This window comes from Mycobacterium barrassiae, assembly GCF_025822765.1.
In the GTDB taxonomy this organism is placed as follows: Bacteria; Actinomycetota; Actinomycetes; order Mycobacteriales; family Mycobacteriaceae; genus Mycobacterium; species Mycobacterium barrassiae.
The window spans coordinates 49,886-67,565 of sequence record NZ_JACKUK010000012.1; the positions used below are offsets into that span (position 1 = coordinate 49,886).

The following is a 17,680-nucleotide window of genomic DNA, read 5'->3' on the forward strand; positions in this document are numbered from 1 at the left end:
CGATTGGACATCGCGATCCGGCGAGCGGTCGTCGAGGACCTCGACGGGATCGCCGACATCTACGCGCATTACGTATTCGGCGGCGTCGCAACGTTCGAGCTGACTCCCCCGGACCGCGACGAGTGGCGGCGGCGCTTCGAGGTCATCACCGAGCGCGAATTACCTTTCGTCACAGCGACATTGGACGGCGAGGTGGCGGGTTACGGCTACTGCATGCCGTGGAAGACGCGGCCGGCCTACCGCCACACCGTGGAAGACTCGGTTTACCTGGCACCCGACGCGGTCGGACTGGGCATCGGCGGCAGGCTGCTCGATACCCTGCTGTCGGACTGCGCCGGCGTCGGCATTCGCCAGGTCATCGCTGTCATTGTGGACGCCGATGGCGCGGCTTCCCTTGCGCTGCACCGTAACCGGGGATTCGTCGACGCTGGGCGGCTGACTGCGGTCGGGTTCAAGCATGGTCGATGGCTCGACACTCTTCTGCTGCAACGCGGCCTCGGCGACGTCACAGACTGACCTCGGTCCACGCCGGGTTGTCGTTGCGGTGGTCCCCGAAGTTTCGGCACTCCCCGTAGAGTCGGATCGTTCCGAAGGCCGGGTCGTCGACGTCGCGTTGCACCTCGGCGATGACCCCGCCGCTGGTGAGCTTGCGCCCGAAGCGCTCTGCTGTGGTGGGGGCGTCCACCCAGCCGTAGACGATCATCGCCGAGGCGACCTCGTCCAGATATCGCGGCCAGTCGTCATGTAGCAGACGGAAATTCATGCAGAAGGTCGCTTGGTAGGGCGGCCCGTTCTCGTGTCCGCACGACATGAACGAGTAGGCGCCGCTGGCGTCCTGTAGGTGCGCCTCGGCGACGATCTGCTTGGCCGCGTGGACCACCTGCGCCGCCGCCTGATCATCGGTCATGGGCGTGCCGTACAGAACGATGTCCTGCCGGTGGACCACGACGAGCGCCGTCCCCAGCACGAGCGACAGCACAAGAGACATCCACAACAGCGCCTTCGCCTGCCGCGTTCGGAGCCACCCACCGCTGGTCATGAGCGAAGCTACCCGCCGCCGGCGATCCCGCTGATCAACCGCTCACACACGGCGTCCATCTCGCTACGCGCTCGCTTCCGGTCGGCCGCGCGGGACACGTAGAGCGCCGCCTCGTCGAGCGCGCCGAGCAAGACATGCGCCGTGGGACGCAGGGGTTGTTGCGGGATGGCTTTCTCGGCGATCGCGTGGGCGAGCATTCCCTCGATCACCCCGAGCCCGTACTTGACCCCGACTTCACGCCAGCGGTCCCACCCCAGCACCGCCGGGGCGTCGATCAGGACGATCTGCTGCACATCGGGTGCCGCGCACCCGTCGAGGAACAAGCGGGCCCCGACCCGCATCGCCTCCAGCGGATCGAGGGGCTGGAGTTCGGCGATCTGACGGGCGATGTCCTCGACGAGATCCCGCTCGATCTGCTCGTACACCGCCGCGAACAGGCCCACCTTGTCGCCGAACTGGTGGTACAGCGCCCCGCGGGTGACCCCGGCGGCGGCCACGATCGCCTGGGTGGAGACCTCGGTGAAGCCCTTGTCGGCGAACAGCTTTCGGCCGGCATCGATCAACAGCGCGCGCGTCGCTGCCGTCCGCTGCGCCTGGGTGCGCCTGGCCGTCGGCGGCGCCGCTCCCCGATCGTTGACTTTCATACAGTCTGCACGTAACTTTCATACCAAGTGTTTGTAAGTTAGGGGAAGGATAGCGAATATGCCGCAGGTCGCACTGGATCAAGCCACCATCGACTATCGCGTGTTGGGTCCAGAGGATTCGCCGCATCCGCCCGTGGTCTTCGTGCACGGAATCCTCGTCGACAGCAGGCTCTGGGACCGCGTCGCCGACGGCCTGGCGCGTCAGGGCTACCGCTGCTATCTGCCGAACTGGCCCCTCGGCTCGCACACGATTCCGGCCAACCCCGACGCCGAACTCTCACCGCAGTCGGTGGCAGCCATGATCCGCGACTTCATCGACAAGCTCGGACTGGCCGACGTCACGCTCGTCGGCAACGACACCGGCGGCGGGTTGTGTCAATTGGTCATCGACGCGTACCCCGACCGCGTGGGGCGGCTGGTTTTGACGAACTGCGATGCGTTCGACAAGTTTCCACCGTTCCCGTTCACCCTCGTGTTCGCACTCCTGCGTGGGCCGGTATCGATCAAGGTGCTGTTCGAGCAGATGCGGATCAAGGCGCTGCGGCATTCTCCGCTCGGCTTCGGACTGCTTCTCAAACCCGATCCGCAGCTGACGGCGTCGTGGCTGGAGCCGGCCCGCACAGACGTCCGGATCCGACGCGATCTCGCGCGGCTGTTGCGAGCCGTCGCCAAGACCGACCTGACCGACGTGTCGACACGGCTGCATCGCTTCACCAAGCCGGTCAGCATTGTCTGGGGTCAGCGCGACCGGGCCTTCACCCCCGCCCTGGGCGCCCGACTGGCGGCCCAGTTCCCGAATTCGACGCTGATCGAGGTGCCCGATGCGCGCACCTTCGTCTCGTTGGATGCGCCGTCGGCGGTGATCGACGCGATCACCGAAGTGGGAGCCAAATCGCGCTGACCTGACCGATCGCGGATTATTTTGCGTCAGGCGGGTACTCCGGTCGGGACGACAGGAGGCTCCGATGACCGCGGACGTTTCGACCGGGACGATCACGACGCAGGTGCCTAGCCGGCTGGATCGCCTGCCCTGGTCCAGATTCCACTGGCGAGTGGTGCTCGGTCTCGGGGGCGTATGGGTCCTCGACGGCCTCGAGGTCACGATGGTCGGCAACGTCGCTGAGCGGCTCACCGAGCCCGGCAGCGGAATCGAACTCACCGCCGGTCAGATCGGCATCGCCGCCGCGATCTACATCGCGGGCGCATGTCTGGGCGCCTTGTTCTTCGGTCAGCTCACCGATCGGTTCGGCCGCAAGAAACTGTTCATCCTGACGCTCGCCGTGTACCTGGCGGCCACGGTCGCAACGGCATTCGCGTTCGCGCCGTGGTACTTCTTCATCGCACGCTTCTTCACCGGGGCCGGTATCGGCGGCGAGTACGCCGCGATCAACTCCGCGATCGACGAGTTGATCCCCGCACGTGTCCGCGGTCGCGTCGACCTCATCATCAACGGGTCCTACTGGCTGGGCGCGGCCGGCGGTGCGGTGGGCGCCCTTCTGTTGCTGAACACTTCGCTGTTCCCACAGGACCTGGGCTGGCGGCTGGCCTTCGGCATCGGCGCCGTCTTCGGGCTCGCGGTGCTGATTGTCAGGCGCAACGTTCCGGAGAGTCCGCGCTGGCTGTTCATCCACGGGCACGAAGACGAGGCCGAACGGATCGTCCGCGAGATCGAAGAGGAGGTGGAGCGCGAAACCAGCGAGCGGCTCTCCGAACCCGAGGGGTCGCTGACGATCCGGCCGCGCAAGACGATCTCGTTCGTCGAGATCGCCAAGGTCGCATTCACTCAGTACCCCAAGCGCGCGATCCTCGGCTTGGCGCTGTTCATCGGTCAGGCCTTCCTGTACAACGCCTTCACGTTCAACCTCGGCACGTTGCTTGGCACCTTCTATGGTGTGGCGTCGGGGACGGTCCCGCTGTTTTTCGTCGTATGGGCGTTGAGCAATTTCGCGGGGCCGCTGTTGTTGGGCCGGTTGTTCGACACCGTGGGGCGCAAAGCGATGATCGCGTTCGCATACCTGGGATCCGCGGCGATAGCCGTCGTACTCACCGCGCTCTTCTTCGGGGAAGTCGGCGGAGTCGTGCTCTTCATCGCGGTGCTGTCCGCCTGCTTCTTCCTGGCGTCCTCGGGTGCCAGTGCCGCCTACCTCACCGTCAGCGAGATCTTCCCGATGGAGACTCGAGCGTTGGCGATCGCGTTCTTCTACGCAGTCGGCACGGCGATCGGCGGCATCTCCGGACCTCTGCTCTTCGGCCAGCTGATCGACACCGGTGACCGCGGACTGGTGGCCATCTCGTTCCTCATCGGTGCCGCGGTGATGGCGGTCGGCGGGATCGTCGAGTTGATGTTCGGTGTGAAGGCAGAAGGCAAGAACCTGGAGGATCTCGCGCAACCGCTCACCACCGCCGAATCAGATGAATCCGCTGAACCCGACGAATCCGCCGAAGCCGACGAGCGGCAGGCACGCGCGGCACGGATCGCAGCACGGGCTGAGCGGCAGCGCGCGATGCAATCCGGTGCTCGACGCTACCGACCGGGGCCTTCCGCGGGGTGGAACGCGGCGTGGCGGGAGTCGCCGAGTCCCGGGTCCCTCGACACCGCGCTCGACCATGAGATCGAGACGATCGCCCGCGCCGTCGCCGAACATCAGCCGATACGCGTGCGCGATCTGCACAGAGCAGTCGGCGCCCGGTACTGGGGACCCGGTGCGTTTCGCAGGGCGATGCGGGAAGCGTTGGCAGAGAACCGGATCGTCCGTCAGCGCCGCGGACTCATCGCGCTGCCGACGCAGGATGGCGGCCCAGAGGCGTGATGCTGCGCTGCCGGGTGTTCGGCCATCAGCCGACGTTCTCCACGAAGGGGCCCACCATGCGATGGGCGTGTGAGCGATGCGGAGGGTCAAGCGGCGCAAAGGAATACGGGAGCGCCGAGGAGGCCACCCGCTATGCCACCGCCTTCAACAAGCGCGACGCCGACGATCTCGGCAAGCGCGCACCGCTGATCGGGCTGCTGCCGCTGCGCATTTGGCGGCGGCTGCGCCGACGCTAGCTCTTGGTCAGCGTGAACTGGCAGATGTCGGTGTAGCCCTCACGGAAGAGATCGGCACACCCGGTCAGGTACTTCATGTACCGGTCGTAGACCTCTTGGGACTGGATCGCGATGGCCTCATCCTTGCGGGCGGACAGCTTCTCCGCCCAGATGTCCAGCGTGCGCGCGTAGTGCAGGCGCAGTCGCTGGGCCTGCTTGAGATGGAAGCCGGCCTCGGCGGCGTGACTTTCGAGCTGAGAGGGCTTCGGCAGATCCCCGCCGGGGAAGATCTCGTCCATGATGAACTTCGAGAATCGAACGATTCTCATGGTCAGCTTCAAGCCCTTGTCCAGGAATTCCTTGTCCTCGGGCTTGATGATGGTGTGCACCATCATCACCCCGTCGTCGGGCAACACGGCGTAGGCCTTCTTGAAGAAGTCGTCGTACCGGTCGCGTCCGAAGTGCTCGAAGGCGCCGATCGACACGATGCGGTCGACCGGTTGGTCGAACTGCTCCCACCCCTGCAGCATCACGCGCTTGGTGCGGGTACTGGGTGAGGCGGCGAACACCTTCTCCACGTGAGCCTTCTGGTTCTCGCTCAGCGTGAGCCCGATGACGTTGACGTCGTACTTCTCCAGAGCGCGGTTGAGCGTGGCGCCCCAGCCGCAGCCGATGTCGAGAAGCGTCATGCCGGGCTTGAGGTCCAGCTTGCCGAGCGACAGGTCGATCTTGGCGATCTGCGCTTCCTCCAGCGTCATGTCATCACGCTCGAAGTAGGCGCAGCTGTACGTCTGCGTCGGATCGAGGAACAGTCGGAAGAACTCGTCCGACAGGTCGTAGTGCGACTGGACATTCTCAAAGTGCGGTTTGAGGTCCTGAGCGTCGCTGGTCGAATCTGGCAAGTTTTAGCCTCTGACGTTTATCGATTTTCCGAACATATGCGAGGCCCCCACCCGGTGCGGGTGCCTCCCCCGTTATCTGCGCAGTTTACGCACAGTACATAAGACAACCCAGTTTGGCCTCGCCAGAGATATCGCACGTCGTCTCGATTCAGATACTGACGCCAGCGAATATTCTCCGGCCCTGGTGACGGCACTAGTTGACGGCAGCAACTAATTAGTTGACGATAGCAACTATGCCGGGGGTCATCGACGAAGTCCGTCGATTCAATCGCTTCTACACGCGCGTCCTCGGCTTGTTGCGACCGGACCTCGCGGGCGCGCCATTTGGTCTGACCGAGGCCAGGGTGCTCTACGAGCTGGCCCGCAGCAACGGACTCTCCGCCTCAGACCTGCGGGGCGAACTCGATCTCGACGCCGGCTACCTGAGCCGCATCCTGGGCGCGTTCAGCACCGCAGGTCTGATCGTTCGGGAACGCTCCGCGGCTGACGGCCGTCGTCAGACCATCCGGCTGACCGACGACGGCCGGCGCGCCTTCGCCGAACTCGACCGGTTACAGGCCCAGGCGATCGATGCCCTGTTGACCCCGCTGGACGACACCCAGCGTCAGGAACTCGTCACATCTATGCGCCGCATCAGAGGCGTCCTCGGCGCCCCTGAACCGCGCGCAGGCGTCGTCATTCGCCCACCCGAGCCCGGCGACCTCGGCTGGGTGGTGGAGCGTCACGGTGCACGTTATGCCGCGGAGTACGGATGGGACGCCACATTCGAAGCGCTGGTCGCCCGCGTCGTCGCCGACTTCGCCGAACGTCGCGACGCCGGACGCGAGGCCTGCTGGATCGCGGAGCTGGACGGCGCCCGCGTGGGTTGCGTGTTCTGCACGGCCACCGATCAACCCGATACCGCGCAGCTTCGCCTGCTGCTCGTCGAGCCGCAGGCCCGCGGCCACGGCGTCGGGACACGGCTCGTCGACGGGTGCCTGCGCTTCGCGAAGAGGTCGGGCTATGCACGAATCACGTTGTGGACCAACGACGTCCTGGTGGCCGCGCGGCGGATCTACGAACACGCCGGGTTCCGGTGCGATCGCCGCGAAGCACACCACAGCTTCGGGCACGACCTTGTCGGCGAGTACTGGTCACGCGACCTGTAGCGCTCAACTGAGGTCGCGGGAGGAGCCCACGTCGAATTCCGCGACCGACGCGATGACGATGGCCGCGCCCTGTTCGTCACCGACACCGCTGCCGCGAAACGCCTCGACCGCGGCCTGCGATTCCCAGCGTTCGAAGATGTTGATTCGGCCCGCGTCGACGAGGTCGGCCGACAACGCAAAGTCGAGACAGCCCGCGCTGGTGCGTGCCTGGCGAACGACGTCGACGCAGCCCGCCAGATACACATCGCGCTCCGAGGGGTCGACGGTGATGTGGCCGGCGACGATAACCACGAAAACCTCCATCCGCTTTCGCTCGAGGTGCTTGGTGTTGAGACCGCTGCACAGAACGAAAGTCATCGGACTTCCCCTGTCCCGGCCGCACGAGTAGGCATGGAGGTATGAACCTTCGAGACGTCTCAGTGCTGCGCGACACCGCGGAATCCGATGCCGCACGGGTCTCACGTGTCTATGGGCAGCCGTACGAAACCGCAGACGGCACGACGGTCATTCCGGTGGCCAAGATGCGCGGCGAAGCGCTCGGCGTGTTCGTCGTCAAGGACGGCACGGCCAAGTGGACACCTGCGGTCGACGCCACCCGCATCACGCTGGCGGGCATCTTCGTCGGCATGGTCTCGGCCGCACTTGCCGGCGTGGCTATGGTCCGTCGCCCGCCGTGGCCGGATCTGCACGGCGACGTGTCGCGCTGATTCGCGTCCGACACACGGCGAGCAGCGCGACGATCGTCAGCACCGCCAGCGCGGCGATCCACGGCCATGCGCCGTGCCGGTGCACCCATCCGGCGATCGCCCCCTGCAAGCGCCCGGCGATCGCGATCACCGCGTCGTTGGGGTCGCCGTCGCCCGTGAACAGACGCACCTCGTAGAGGCCGTAGTAGCCCACGTAGAGGCCGGCCAGCACAAGCAGCACACCACCGATCCGGTTGGCGTACGGCACGATGCGGCGCATCCGGTCGGCGACGGCGGTGCTCGTCAGCGCCGCAGCGACCGCGAGTGCGCCGACCACGAGCGTGAATCCAGCCGCGTACGCGGCGTAGACGATCAGCCCCGTCGATACCGATCCGCTGCGCGAGGCGGCTGCGGTGACGGCGAGGAACGGGGCGACCGTGCAGGACAGCGATGCGAGCGCATAACTCAGCCCATAGCCGAACATCGAACCCAGCCGGGTGGTCGGCGCCCAGCGGCTGCGCGGTGACGTCACGTGGATCTCGCGGCCCAGCAGCAGCCAAATGCCCAGGGCGACAAGGACAACACCGATCGTGATGGTGACGTACGGCAGGTAGCGTTGCACGCTCGCGGCCGCGGCGACCGTCAACAGGCCGAACGCACCGAACACCGCCACGAAGCCCAGCGCCATCGCCACCGTCACCAGGACGGCGCGGCCCAAGGCCTTCAGTGCACCGCGCTCACCGACGTCCTCGCCGCGCACCACCAGCGCCAGATAACCGGGCAGCATGGCGAAACCGCACGGGTTGAGTGCAGCGATCAGACCGGCGGCGAACGCCAGACTGACCAGATCTTGGTCCACGTGTCTACGAGAGCGCGGCCACCCGGTCGGAGAGTTCCTGTTGCGGCATCGCCGACGTCGGGTTGTTCACGAACGTCGATGAGCCGTCGGAACGGTAGAAGACGTAGGCCGGTTGCCACGGCACGTTGTAACGTGCCCAGATCGCACCGTCGGCGTCGTTGAGGTTCGTGAAGTTCAGGTTGTATTTCGAGGCGAAGGACTGCATGTCCGCCACGCTGGACCGGGCGGCGATGCCGACGAACGTCACGTCGGGATTCGCGGCGGCGACCTGGCTGACGCTGGGTGCCTCGGCGTTGCAGAACGGGCACCAGGGCGTCCAGAACCACAGCACTGCCGGCTTGCCCACCAGGCTCTGCCCCGAGAACGGTGCGCCCGACAGCGTCGTCCCAGTGAACTGAAGACGGTCGTCGGCGACGGCGGCGGGCGGGCTGACCAGAGCCAGTGCCAGCACCGCGGCGACGGCGGCAACCCCCAACGTCCGGCTTATGTGTGCGAATCGAACGGTCATATCGAACTCCTTAGCTCCCCGGGCACAGCGCATGAATCGTCGCGACGACACACTTCTAAACACGGGTGCGTGGCCGGACGGGTTCACGCCGCTTGATGTCAGTTCTGGCGGGGCAGCAGTTCGGCGACGAAGCGGTCGATGAACTCCGCGGTGCGGGCGCCGGCGGGCCGGATGACGAACTTGGTCAGGCCGGCCTCGAGGTAGGCGTCGAGCTGATGGTGCAGGCGCGACCAACTGTCCGCGACGAGTTCGGTTGGGTCCAGGTCGGGTCGGCGGCGACGGACCGCGTCGACGAGTTGATCGGGCAACGGGCCGTCGGAGATCGCGAGGTTGATGCCGAAATGGTCCGCCTCGATTTCACGGCCGGCCTCCTCGGCTGCCCGCTCGATCTGCTCGCGGCCGCGTCGTGCTTCGTCGGGGGTGAGGAAGCTGCCCAGCCAGCCGTCGCCCAGGCGTCCGATGCGCCGGAACCCCGCAGGCGCCGAGCCGCCGAGCCAGAGGTCGAGCGGCTTGACCGGGCGCGGCGCGATGTCGACCGAACTCGCGGAGAAATAGTCGCCGGCGAACGACACATCGTCTTGTTCCAGAGCCGATCTCAGCAACCGTAGCGATTCATCGAAGACGGCGGCGCGCTCTCCGTCGGGAACCACGAAGATCTCCCGTTCGGCGGGGATGGCGGAGCGCAGGCCGAACACCGGTAGCACCCGCTTGGGCGCCAGTGCCGCCAGCGACGCGAGCTGCTTCGCCACCAGCACGGGGTGCCGCCCGGGGAGCACCACGACCGACGTCCCGACCTTCAGGTGACGCGTGCGCGCCAGGGCGTGCGCCATGCCGATGAACGGATCCACCGCCTTGCTGTAGACGAGTTCGGAGAACCACAACGAATCGACGCCCGACGCCTCCAGATGGTCGACGATGGCAGACAGTTCCTCAGGGCCCGTCTCGGCGCCCAATCCGACACCGAAGCGAATCTTCACACCGCGCCTCCTGGACTCTGCCGCAATGCTACGGTGCGAAAATGCCTGATAGCAAAGGATATTACTGGAGAAGGGGGCAGCCGTGGACGGATCGGTGACAGTGTTCATGGCGGCCCCTGCGGACAAGATTTGGGAGCTGATCGCCGACGTACGCAATACCGGCCGCTTCTCCCCCGAGGTGATGGAAGCCGAATGGCTCGGCGGAGCGACAGGTCCAGCGCTCGGCGCACGCTTCCGCGGTCACGTCAAACGCAACGAGATCGGACCGGTGTACTGGACGAAGTGCAAGGTGACCGCGTGCGAGCCCGGACGCGAATTCGGGTTCGCGGTGTTGGCCGGCGAGAAGGCGCTCAACAACTGGCACTACAAGCTCACGCCGGTCGACGGCGGCACCGAGGTCACCGAATCCTTTCGCCTCGACGATTCGCTTCCGATGAAGCTGTTCTCTCTGTTCGGCGGACAACTGCGTCGCCGCCGCAACATTCGCGACATGCGTAAGACGCTGGAGCGGATAAAGGACGTCGTCGAAGCTGACGCCTAGAGCGCGCGGAGGCGACGTATGCGGTCGCTGATTGCCCGGCGCGACACGGCGGCTTCGTCCGCGAGTGCCTCGAAGGCGTGCGGGCAGCCGGGATACACGTGCAGTTCAGTCGGCACGCCTGCGTCGGCGAGTCGACGGGCATAGGCGATGTCCTCGTTGCGGAAGATGTCGAGGTCGCCGACGTCGATGTAGGTGTCGGGTAAGCCGGTGAGGTCCTGGGCACGCGCCGGTGCCGCATACGGCGACACGGTATCGGCGCCGGCCTTGCCACCCAGCAGCGCGCCCCACCCCGTGACGTTGTCGTCGTAGGTCCACGTCAAGAACGGCTGCAGCTGGGGATCCGGCGTGGCGGGCCGATCGTCGAGCATCGGATAGATCAGCAGTTGCTGCGCGAGCGTAGGGCCGCCGCGGTCGCGTGCCATCAGGGCGACGCCTGCGGCAAGCCCGCCGCCGGCGCTGTCGCCCATCACCGCGACACGCGTCGGGTCGACGCCGAGGTCCTGCGCGTGCTCGGCCAGCCAGACGAGTGCGCCGTAGCAGTCCTCCACCGGAGTCGGGTCCGGATGTTCGGGAGCCACCCGGTAGTCCGGGACGAGCATCGGCACTCCCGATGCGGCGACGTAATCGCGCACGGCGAGGTCGTAGAGGGCGCCGATGTGTTCGAGGCTGAAGATCATGCCGCCGCCGTGCAGGTAGAGCGCGGCGCTACCGGTCTGCGTGCCGCCGGACGGGAAGTACCACGTGAGATCCAGCGACGCCCCGTCGGCAGCGGTCATGGTGTGCCGCGCGGTGTCCACTCCCGGGGTGGGCGTGCGGCCGGAGGCGACGAGGTCGAACATTCGGTGACCGCTGACGCGTCGCGCCTCGACGTCGCCGACCGGCGGCGCCTCCGCATCGCCGAGCGCCGCGAACAACGGCGCCATCTGCGCGAGCACCTGCTCATCGATACCGAGGGTCATGGCAGCGACACTAACGCGGATACGCGTGACAGCGACGGAAACCGGGAGAACTCCATGACTGTCGTCGTCTTGCCCTGCGTCGCAGGCGCTTTCGTAAAGGTGCAATCAACGCATCTTGGTGGACATGCTCGCGTATCGACGGTGCCCTAGAGTCGTCGACGATGGCCGACTCCGTCACCGCCTGGCTTCTGGACTCCGACCCGGCCCTGCGCTGGCGTGAGCGGTCGAAGTGGCTCACATTGTTCGCGATGCGCGTCCTTGCGTGATGGGACTGAAAGCGCTCCCCTGCGGCGCCGCATTTGGTAGAACAGGTTCTAGTTTGTTCCGCGAGCCGAGGGAGTCTCAGATGGGCAAGTGGTCACGCGAGGAGCTCGAGGAAGCCTGGCGTCGCTACCAGGAATCGGTCGTCGAGGTCGGCAAGACGTGGGACTGGTCCAGCTACGCCGACCATTTCACCGAGGACGCGAAGTACGTCGAGCATGCGCTCGGCAACATGGAGGGCCGCGAGAACATCCGCGAGTGGATCGTCTCGACGATGAACACCTTCCCTGGCAGCGAGATGCCGACCTATCCGGTGGAGTGGTACTCCATCGACACCGACAAGGGCTGGGTCATCTTCAAGAACATCAACACGATGCGCGATCCCGGCGACGGCAGTGTCCATGGGGCGCCGGTCATCACGGTGCTGGAATACGCGGGTGATGACAAGTGGAGCTACGAGGAAGACGCCTACAACCCGATGAACTTCATGATGATGATCCAGCAGTACGTGCAACGCAGCCACGAACTCGGCACCATTTCAGACGATGCCCGCGCCTTCGCGAAGAACATGAATTGGGAATCGGCCTGACGTAGATACGGCGAGCAGACACAAACTCCCCCAATTCGTCGGCGTGTCGGGGACTTTTACGTCTGCTCGCGAAGAAAAAGGGACCTAGCGGATCACGAAATCGTCGGGATTGGGTTCGCGGGTCCAACTCCAGTAATCGACGAGACGCCATGGGCTGAGCGTGTGGATTTCGCCGAAGCTGTTCTTGAAGAACGAATGCTTGATGGTCGGCTGCGACCACACCATCCGGCTCATCTCCTCCTGGCTGCGCTGGTGCCAGTCCGTCGTCTTCTCGACGGTCGGCTCCATCGTCGAATGCCCACCCTCGATGAGGTACTCGAGACACTGTGTGATGTAACGCATCTGGCATTCGGAGTGAAAGATCAGGCTGCCGCCGCTGGCCAGCCAGGTACCGGGGCCGTTCATGCAGAAGAAGTTCGGGTAGTCGGGAATCGTGATGCCCAGATACGCCGACGGCCGCTCGCCCCAGCGCTCGCTGAGGATCTCTTTACCCCGACCGCGAATCGTCATGGGCCACAACATCTTGGTGTGCTCGAAACCGGTGGCGTACACGATGACGTCGGCCGGATACCTGGTGCCGTCCTCGGTGACCACGGCGTCGGCTTCGATGTGATCGATGCCGGTGCGTACAAGTTCGACGTTGTCACGGGTCAACGTCTTCAGCCAGCTGCCGTTGTCCTGCAGGGTGCGCTTGCCGGTCGCCGGATAGTCGGGCACCACCTTGGCCCGCAGGTCGGCATCGTCGCCGACCTGACTGGTGATCCACTCGGTGAACATGATCCGCGTGATCTCGTTGATCTCGCTGACGGCCTTCTGCTGGTCGGGATAGTCGGGGTCGACGCGGGCGGCATCCAGGCCCTTGTCGCACCCCGGCCAGAACAGCAGGAAGCGATACCACCGCCCGTAGAACGGAAGGTGCCGCAGCGCCCACTGCACGCCGGGTCCGACCTTCTCGTGGTAGTTCGGATTCGGGAACATCCACTGCGCCGTGCGCTGAAATACGGTGAGATGGTTGACATCCGGCGCTATCGCCGGTGCGATCTGGAATCCGCTGGCGCCCGCACCGATCATCGCGACGTTCTTGCCGTGCAGGTCCACGGAGTGGTCCCACTGGCTGGAATGGAACGCGGGGCCCGCGAAATCCTGCTGCCCGTCGATCTGCGGCACATGTGGCCGGTCGAGTTGTCCGACGGCGCTGATCACCGCGCGGGCCGTGAGCGTCGTCGTCTTACCACTGCGGTCGCGCGCATAGACCGACCACGTCGACGTCGCGTCATCCCACGCCGCCTCGGTGACCTCGGTCTCCCACAGCACGTGCCGACCGACGTCGTACTTGTCCATCACGCCCTGGAAATACGCTTGCAGCTCGGGCTGCTCGGCGAAGAAGTGCGTCCAGTGATCGGTCGGCTCGAAGCTGTAGCAGTAGAAGTGATTTCCGACGTCGACGCGGGCGCCGGGATAACTGTTCTGGTACCACGTGCCGCCGACGCCTGCGTTCTTCTCGACGATCGTGAACGGGATGCCGGCTTCCTTGAGCCGGATCCCCGCGAGCAGTCCGGATTCACCGCATCCGATCACGACGACCGGGAAGTCCTCGCGGGCGGACTGGGCGACGGCGCCAGTCGCCCTGGCGTCGCGGCCGTCGAGTTCCATCTCCTCGAGCACCATCGGCACGTACTCGGCCGGTACCGGTTCGCACACCAGCCACTGCATCATCTCGTGCAGCAACTCCGGGCTGACGGGTTCGGGTTCCGGGCAGCCCCGGTCCCGGTAATCCGCGATGACCTCGAGCGCGATCTTACGGACCGCGGACTTGTCCTCTTCGGACATGTAACCCTGCACCTCGTTGAGGAACAGGCCCGCCGGCTTCAGGTCGCCACGGATCAGTTCGGGGTCTCCCGACATGTGCACCAGCGACAGCATCAGTGTGGGAATGCTGACGTCGAGCAACGCCTCGGCTATCTCGTCGTCCGTCGTCGTAAACGGTTGCCCGGCATGTGGGTTTCGCACCTAAAAGTGCTATCACGGTTACCCCGCGGGCTGGGGCCACATCAGCAGATACAGCGGCGCCAAACACGGCATTTTGGCCACTTTTGGACCCGCTCGGCCTACCCTCCACGACGTGGGCATTGCGACGCGCGTGAACGGTACCGCTCCCCCGAATGTGCCGCTGTCGGACATCGACCTCGGCGACTGGAAATTCTGGGTGCTGGACGACGACCTGCGTGACGGCGCGTTCGCCACGCTCCGGCGCGAAGCGCCCGTCTCGTTCCATGAGCCTCTGGAGTCGCCCGGCGTCGAGCCCGGTCCCGGACATTGGGCCCTGACCCGGTTTGACGACGTGCATTTCGCCAGCCGCCATCCACACATCTTCAGTTCCAGTCCCGGCATCACCATCAACGACGCCAACCCCGAGGTGTCGGAGTTCTTCGGCTCGATGATCGCGATGGACGATCCCAAGCATCTGCGGCTGCGCAACATCGTCAGCAGGGCGTTCACCCCTCGCGTCGTCGCCCGCACCGAGGAATCGGTGCGGGACCGCGCACGCCGCCTCGTCGAAACGATGATCGCCGAGCACCCCGACGGCCGAGGTGAAGTGGTGGCGGAGCTCGCCGGGCCACTACCGCTGCAGGTCATCTGCGACATGATGGGCCTCCCCGAAGAAGACCATCAGCAGATCTTCCACTGGACCAACGTGATCCTCGGGTTCGGCGACAAGGACATCGCCCAGGATTACGAGGAGTTCGTCAAGGTCGCGATGGATATCGGCGCCTACGCCACCGCACATGCCGAGGACCGGCGGGCCAATCCGCAGGAGGACCTGACGACCGCGCTGGTCCAGGCCGAAGTCGACGGTGAGCGGCTGACATCGGCCGAGATCGCCTCGTTCTTCATCCTGCTGGTGGTCGCCGGCAACGAGACCACCCGCAATGCGATCAGCCACGGTGTCCTCGCGTTGACCCGCTACCCGGAGGAACGCGCGAAATGGTGGGCGGACTACGCGGCGCTGGCGCCCACCGCGGTCGAGGAGATCGTGCGGTGGGCCGCTCCCGTCATCTACATGCGTCGCACGCTGACCGAGGACTGCGAGCTGAGCGGCACCAAGATGGCGGCGGGCGATAAGGTCAGTCTTTGGTACTGCTCAGCCAACCGCGATGAGGACAAGTTCGCCGATCCGTGGACGTTCGACCTCGCCCGCAACCCCAACCCGCACGCCGGCTTCGGCGGCGGCGGGGCGCACTTCTGCCTGGGCGCCAACCTGGCGCGGCGCGAGATCAGCGTCGTCTTCGAAGAGCTGCATCGCCAGATCCCCGACATCGAGGCGACCGAGGAGCCCAGCAGGCTGTTGTCGCCGTTCATTCACGGCATCAAACGCCTGCCGGTGGCCTGGACGCCGCCGAGCTGACAGCTACCGGGCGCCGACCAGGTTGGCCAGCGCCGCGATCGGGGTGTCGTCGAGGTGCTGGCAGAGGTCGAGCGCATCCTCGAAGACCTGGTGCGCCCCGGCGTCGTCGAGTTCGCACTTGGAGACTCCACCGGACAGCAGGGCGATGGTGACGACGTCTGCCCGCTTGCACGCTTCGACATCCCACACCGCGTCACCGACGAAGACGGCGTGCGCGGGCTCCACGCCGGCCCGCTCGAGCGCGACGTTGATGATGTCGGGGCGAGGCTTGGCGGTGTCGACGTCCTCCGACGACGTCATCGCCGAGACCAGGTGATCGCAATCCAGCACCTCACGCAGTATGGCGAGCTCGTCGTCGGGCGCCGAGGTGGCCAAAACGACCTGCACGCCTAGCTTTTCGACCGCCTCCAGGAGCCCACGTGCACCGGGCAGCGGACGCAGCAGCGACGCGTTCTCCTTGTAGTACTTGGAGTGCAGATCTTTGGCCTGGGTCCTGACGTCGTCATCGGCACCCTCGGTGAGGGTCTTGACCAGAGTGGTGCCGTCCATGCCTATCGAGCGGTGGATTCGCCACGCGTCGACCGGCATCCCGACATCGGCGAACGCTCGGCACCACGCGTGGACGTGCAGATAATTCGAGTCGACCAGGGTGCCGTCGATGTCAAACAGCACCGCCGCGGCGGTACTGCGCCGACGGCGTTTCACGAACGCTGGCGCTCGTGCGAGGAGGGCTGCTGCTGCGGCGCGGTGGTGGTGGTGTCCGTGCGCACCTCGTCCCCCTTGCCTGGCGCAGGTTCGCCCGTGCCGCCCTTCGGATCCAGCCGGTCGGCGCGTTCCCGTTGCGCGTCCAGTTCCTCGCGGGATGTGGTCACTGCCTCGCGGTGGGCACGCGCCGTGTTCTCGAGGCGGGCGGCCTCCGCGGCCTTGGCCTCGGCTTCGGCCTGTGCGGCCCTCGCCTTGGCTGCGGTCTCTTCGGCGACGGCTTCGCGCTTCTCGAGATGTTCGCTGCGCTGGCCGATTTCATGGCGCAATCGCTCGGCTTCCGCCCGCCGGCGTGAGTTGCGCACGGCCCAGGCGACAATCGCGATCGCCACGATCACCGCGACGGCGACGATGATCCAGATCATGACATTGCGGTCCATCTCGACTCCTTCGTCTGTCTCCGGGTCACGACGATTGACGAACCCGCCAATTCTGCGGGTGCCCGTCTACCGGCGCCTCTAAACAGACGTGGGGCCGCGACGACGGCTACTTGACGATCAGGGTGCCCTTCATCGACGGGTGGTAGACGCAGTAGAACGCGTACTCGCCCGGCTCCGTCGGGGCGGTGAAGCTGCCCTGTTCACCCCCGTCGACATGCACGTCGAATTGGCCTTCGGTCTGCGATGTCACCGAGTGCTCGGCGGAATCATCGTTCTTGACCGTGATCTGGGCTCCCGGTGCGACGGTGATGGGCTCGCCGAAGCTCATGTTCGCCATCGTGATCGTCGGGCCGGTAGTCTCCGCGCCGGCGGTGGTGGTTTCGCTGGTGTTTTCAGGGCTGGCCGTCGCGGTCGCAGTGCCGGTATCGCCCTCGGTGGTGGTGTAACTGGATTCGCTGCCACACGCGGTGAGTCCGGCCGCCAGGCAAACTGCCGCGCACCACAGCAATATCTTCTTCATCGCGTCCCCTCACGCTCTCCCCTGGACACGATTATCGGCCGGTTGGAGTTCAACCGGACGCTTTCGGCACTGCGCCTCAGATCGTTGCGGTGACTGGCCCGACAGGCGTGCACACCGGCTGCGGCGGATTTCCGGTGTTGGCGCATCCCCGGCCGGTCGACACATACGTGGCGCCAGGGCGGTACGGCGCGTAGAAGACCTGAGCCGCCAGAACCCCGTTGTTCTGCTGGCACTTGGGCGCCTCGGGGCTGCCCTCGAGTTGGAGGCAGGCCACCGACAGGTAGGCAACGGAACGCTGGCATGCGCCCGGCGAAACGGTTGCGGTGACCATCTCGGTCCCCGAGATCGACACGACCTGCGGCGGCGTCAGGTTGAAGGTGCAGGTGGGCGGGGGTTCGGCAACGGCGATGGCGGTCGTTGCGGCGACGGGCAGCGTCGCTGCGGCGGTGAGGAGCATCAACGACCTGAGCATTA

At 65.8% G+C, this 17,680-nt stretch carries 22 protein-coding genes; 9 read left to right on the plus strand and 13 right to left on the minus strand.

What is annotated here, in order from left to right:
* Positions 1 to 3: 3 nt before the first annotated feature.
* Complete coding sequence (locus tag H7J93_RS03410) at positions 4 to 516, plus strand: GNAT family N-acetyltransferase (RefSeq protein WP_267304887.1); 513 nt, start codon at positions 4 to 6, stop codon at positions 514 to 516.
* Here H7J93_RS03410 and H7J93_RS03415 read toward each other — a convergent pair.
* Together H7J93_RS03415 and H7J93_RS03420 are read right to left on the minus strand one after the other, a co-directional pair.
* On the minus strand, positions 506 to 1,039 hold the full coding sequence (locus H7J93_RS03415; RefSeq protein ID WP_267304888.1) for a lipoprotein LppJ family protein: 534 nt from the start codon (positions 1,037 to 1,039) through the stop codon (positions 506 to 508). The two genes, H7J93_RS03410 and H7J93_RS03415, sit on opposite strands and share 11 nt — an antisense overlap.
* An 8-nt stretch (positions 1,040 to 1,047) precedes the next feature.
* Positions 1,048 to 1,683 carry a TetR/AcrR family transcriptional regulator gene (locus H7J93_RS03420; RefSeq protein WP_267304889.1) on the minus strand — a complete coding sequence of 212 codons (636 nt, stop codon included), beginning with the start codon at positions 1,681 to 1,683 and terminating at the stop codon, positions 1,048 to 1,050.
* Positions 1,684 to 1,741: 58 nt separating this feature from the next.
* Between H7J93_RS03420 and H7J93_RS03425 the strand changes: the two genes are divergently transcribed.
* From H7J93_RS03425 to H7J93_RS03435, 3 genes are all read left to right on the plus strand, one after another.
* Positions 1,742 to 2,584, plus strand: a complete 843-nt coding sequence (locus H7J93_RS03425; protein WP_267304890.1) for an alpha/beta fold hydrolase — start codon at positions 1,742 to 1,744, stop codon at positions 2,582 to 2,584.
* A gap of 64 nt (positions 2,585 to 2,648) precedes the next feature.
* Positions 2,649 to 4,493: an MFS transporter gene (locus tag H7J93_RS03430; RefSeq protein ID WP_308204903.1), complete on the plus strand. Its 1,845-nt coding sequence runs from the start codon at positions 2,649 to 2,651 to the stop codon at positions 4,491 to 4,493.
* On the plus strand, positions 4,493 to 4,729 hold the full coding sequence (locus H7J93_RS03435) for a hypothetical protein (RefSeq protein ID WP_267305044.1): 237 nt from the start codon (positions 4,493 to 4,495) through the stop codon (positions 4,727 to 4,729). The genes H7J93_RS03430 and H7J93_RS03435 overlap by 1 nt, the downstream gene beginning before the upstream one ends.
* On the opposite strand, the gene H7J93_RS03440 is transcribed toward H7J93_RS03435, so the two are convergent.
* A complete protein-coding gene (locus tag H7J93_RS03440) occupies positions 4,726 to 5,610 on the minus strand; it encodes a cyclopropane mycolic acid synthase family methyltransferase (protein ID WP_267304891.1) in 885 nt (294 codons plus the stop codon). The genes H7J93_RS03435 and H7J93_RS03440 overlap by 4 nt on opposite strands.
* A gap of 233 nt (positions 5,611 to 5,843) precedes the next feature.
* On the opposite strand from H7J93_RS03440, the gene H7J93_RS03445 reads away from it, so the two are divergent.
* Positions 5,844 to 6,758, plus strand: a complete 915-nt coding sequence (locus H7J93_RS03445) for a bifunctional helix-turn-helix transcriptional regulator/GNAT family N-acetyltransferase (protein ID WP_267304892.1) — start codon at positions 5,844 to 5,846, stop codon at positions 6,756 to 6,758.
* Positions 6,759 to 6,761: 3 nt separating this feature from the next.
* Here the strand turns inward: H7J93_RS03445 and H7J93_RS03450 are convergent, their stop codons facing one another.
* Positions 6,762 to 7,049, minus strand: coding sequence for a putative quinol monooxygenase (locus H7J93_RS03450; protein WP_267305045.1), 288 nt, complete (start codon positions 7,047 to 7,049; stop codon positions 6,762 to 6,764).
* 107 nt (positions 7,050 to 7,156) lie between these two features.
* On the opposite strand from H7J93_RS03450, the gene H7J93_RS03455 reads away from it, so the two are divergent.
* Complete coding sequence (locus tag H7J93_RS03455) at positions 7,157 to 7,465, plus strand: hypothetical protein (RefSeq protein ID WP_267304893.1); 309 nt, start codon at positions 7,157 to 7,159, stop codon at positions 7,463 to 7,465.
* Here the strand turns inward: H7J93_RS03455 and H7J93_RS03460 are convergent.
* The 3 genes from H7J93_RS03460 to H7J93_RS03470 all read right to left on the minus strand — a co-directional run bounded on the left by H7J93_RS03460 (position 7,413) and on the right by H7J93_RS03470 (position 9,788).
* Complete coding sequence (locus H7J93_RS03460; RefSeq protein ID WP_267304894.1) at positions 7,413 to 8,303, minus strand: cytochrome c biogenesis CcdA family protein; 891 nt, start codon at positions 8,301 to 8,303, stop codon at positions 7,413 to 7,415. The genes H7J93_RS03455 and H7J93_RS03460 overlap by 53 nt on opposite strands.
* A 4-nt stretch (positions 8,304 to 8,307) precedes the next feature.
* Positions 8,308 to 8,811, minus strand: a complete 504-nt coding sequence (locus tag H7J93_RS03465) for a protein disulfide oxidoreductase (RefSeq protein WP_267304895.1) — start codon at positions 8,809 to 8,811, stop codon at positions 8,308 to 8,310.
* Positions 8,812 to 8,909: 98 nt separating this feature from the next.
* A complete protein-coding gene (locus H7J93_RS03470) occupies positions 8,910 to 9,788 on the minus strand; it encodes a TIGR03854 family LLM class F420-dependent oxidoreductase (protein ID WP_267304896.1) in 879 nt (292 codons plus the stop codon).
* Between the two features lie 82 nt (positions 9,789 to 9,870).
* Between H7J93_RS03470 and H7J93_RS03475 the strand changes: the two genes are divergently transcribed.
* Positions 9,871 to 10,329 (plus strand): SRPBCC family protein, encoded by a 459-nt coding sequence (locus H7J93_RS03475; protein WP_267304897.1) that lies wholly within the window; start codon positions 9,871 to 9,873, stop codon positions 10,327 to 10,329.
* Here H7J93_RS03475 and H7J93_RS03480 read toward each other — a convergent pair.
* On the minus strand, positions 10,326 to 11,288 hold the full coding sequence (locus tag H7J93_RS03480; protein ID WP_267304898.1) for an alpha/beta hydrolase: 963 nt from the start codon (positions 11,286 to 11,288) through the stop codon (positions 10,326 to 10,328). The two genes, H7J93_RS03475 and H7J93_RS03480, sit on opposite strands and share 4 nt — an antisense overlap.
* Before the next feature lie 346 nt (positions 11,289 to 11,634).
* Here H7J93_RS03480 and H7J93_RS03485 point away from each other — a divergent pair, with 346 nt between their 5' ends.
* The gene (locus H7J93_RS03485) at positions 11,635 to 12,138 is read left to right on the plus strand and encodes a Cif family virulence factor (protein WP_267304899.1); all 504 of its coding nucleotides are present in this window, start codon (positions 11,635 to 11,637) and stop codon (positions 12,136 to 12,138) included.
* 84 nt (positions 12,139 to 12,222) lie between these two features.
* Here the strand turns inward: H7J93_RS03485 and H7J93_RS03490 are convergent, their stop codons facing one another.
* Positions 12,223 to 14,148: a flavin-containing monooxygenase gene (locus tag H7J93_RS03490; protein WP_267304900.1), complete on the minus strand. Its 1,926-nt coding sequence runs from the start codon at positions 14,146 to 14,148 to the stop codon at positions 12,223 to 12,225.
* A 112-nt stretch (positions 14,149 to 14,260) separates the two neighbouring features.
* On the opposite strand from H7J93_RS03490, the gene H7J93_RS03495 reads away from it, so the two are divergent.
* Positions 14,261 to 15,544 carry a cytochrome P450 gene (locus tag H7J93_RS03495; protein ID WP_267304901.1) on the plus strand — a complete coding sequence of 428 codons (1,284 nt, stop codon included), beginning with the start codon at positions 14,261 to 14,263 and terminating at the stop codon, positions 15,542 to 15,544.
* 3 nt (positions 15,545 to 15,547) lie between these two features.
* Here the strand turns inward: H7J93_RS03495 and H7J93_RS03500 are convergent, their stop codons facing one another.
* The 4 genes from H7J93_RS03500 to H7J93_RS03515 form a co-directional block, all read right to left on the minus strand.
* Positions 15,548 to 16,249, minus strand: coding sequence for an HAD family hydrolase (locus tag H7J93_RS03500; protein ID WP_267304902.1), 702 nt, complete (start codon positions 16,247 to 16,249; stop codon positions 15,548 to 15,550).
* A complete protein-coding gene (locus tag H7J93_RS03505; protein WP_267304903.1) occupies positions 16,246 to 16,686 on the minus strand; it encodes a hypothetical protein in 441 nt (146 codons plus the stop codon). Before H7J93_RS03505 ends, H7J93_RS03500 begins: the two co-directional genes overlap by 4 nt.
* 106 nt (positions 16,687 to 16,792) lie before the next feature.
* Positions 16,793 to 17,206 (minus strand): cupredoxin domain-containing protein, encoded by a 414-nt coding sequence (locus H7J93_RS03510; protein ID WP_267304904.1) that lies wholly within the window; start codon positions 17,204 to 17,206, stop codon positions 16,793 to 16,795.
* 76 nt (positions 17,207 to 17,282) lie between these two features.
* Positions 17,283 to 17,678 (minus strand): hypothetical protein, encoded by a 396-nt coding sequence (locus H7J93_RS03515; protein ID WP_267304905.1) that lies wholly within the window; start codon positions 17,676 to 17,678, stop codon positions 17,283 to 17,285.
* Between the last annotated feature and the right edge of the window lie 2 nt (positions 17,679 to 17,680).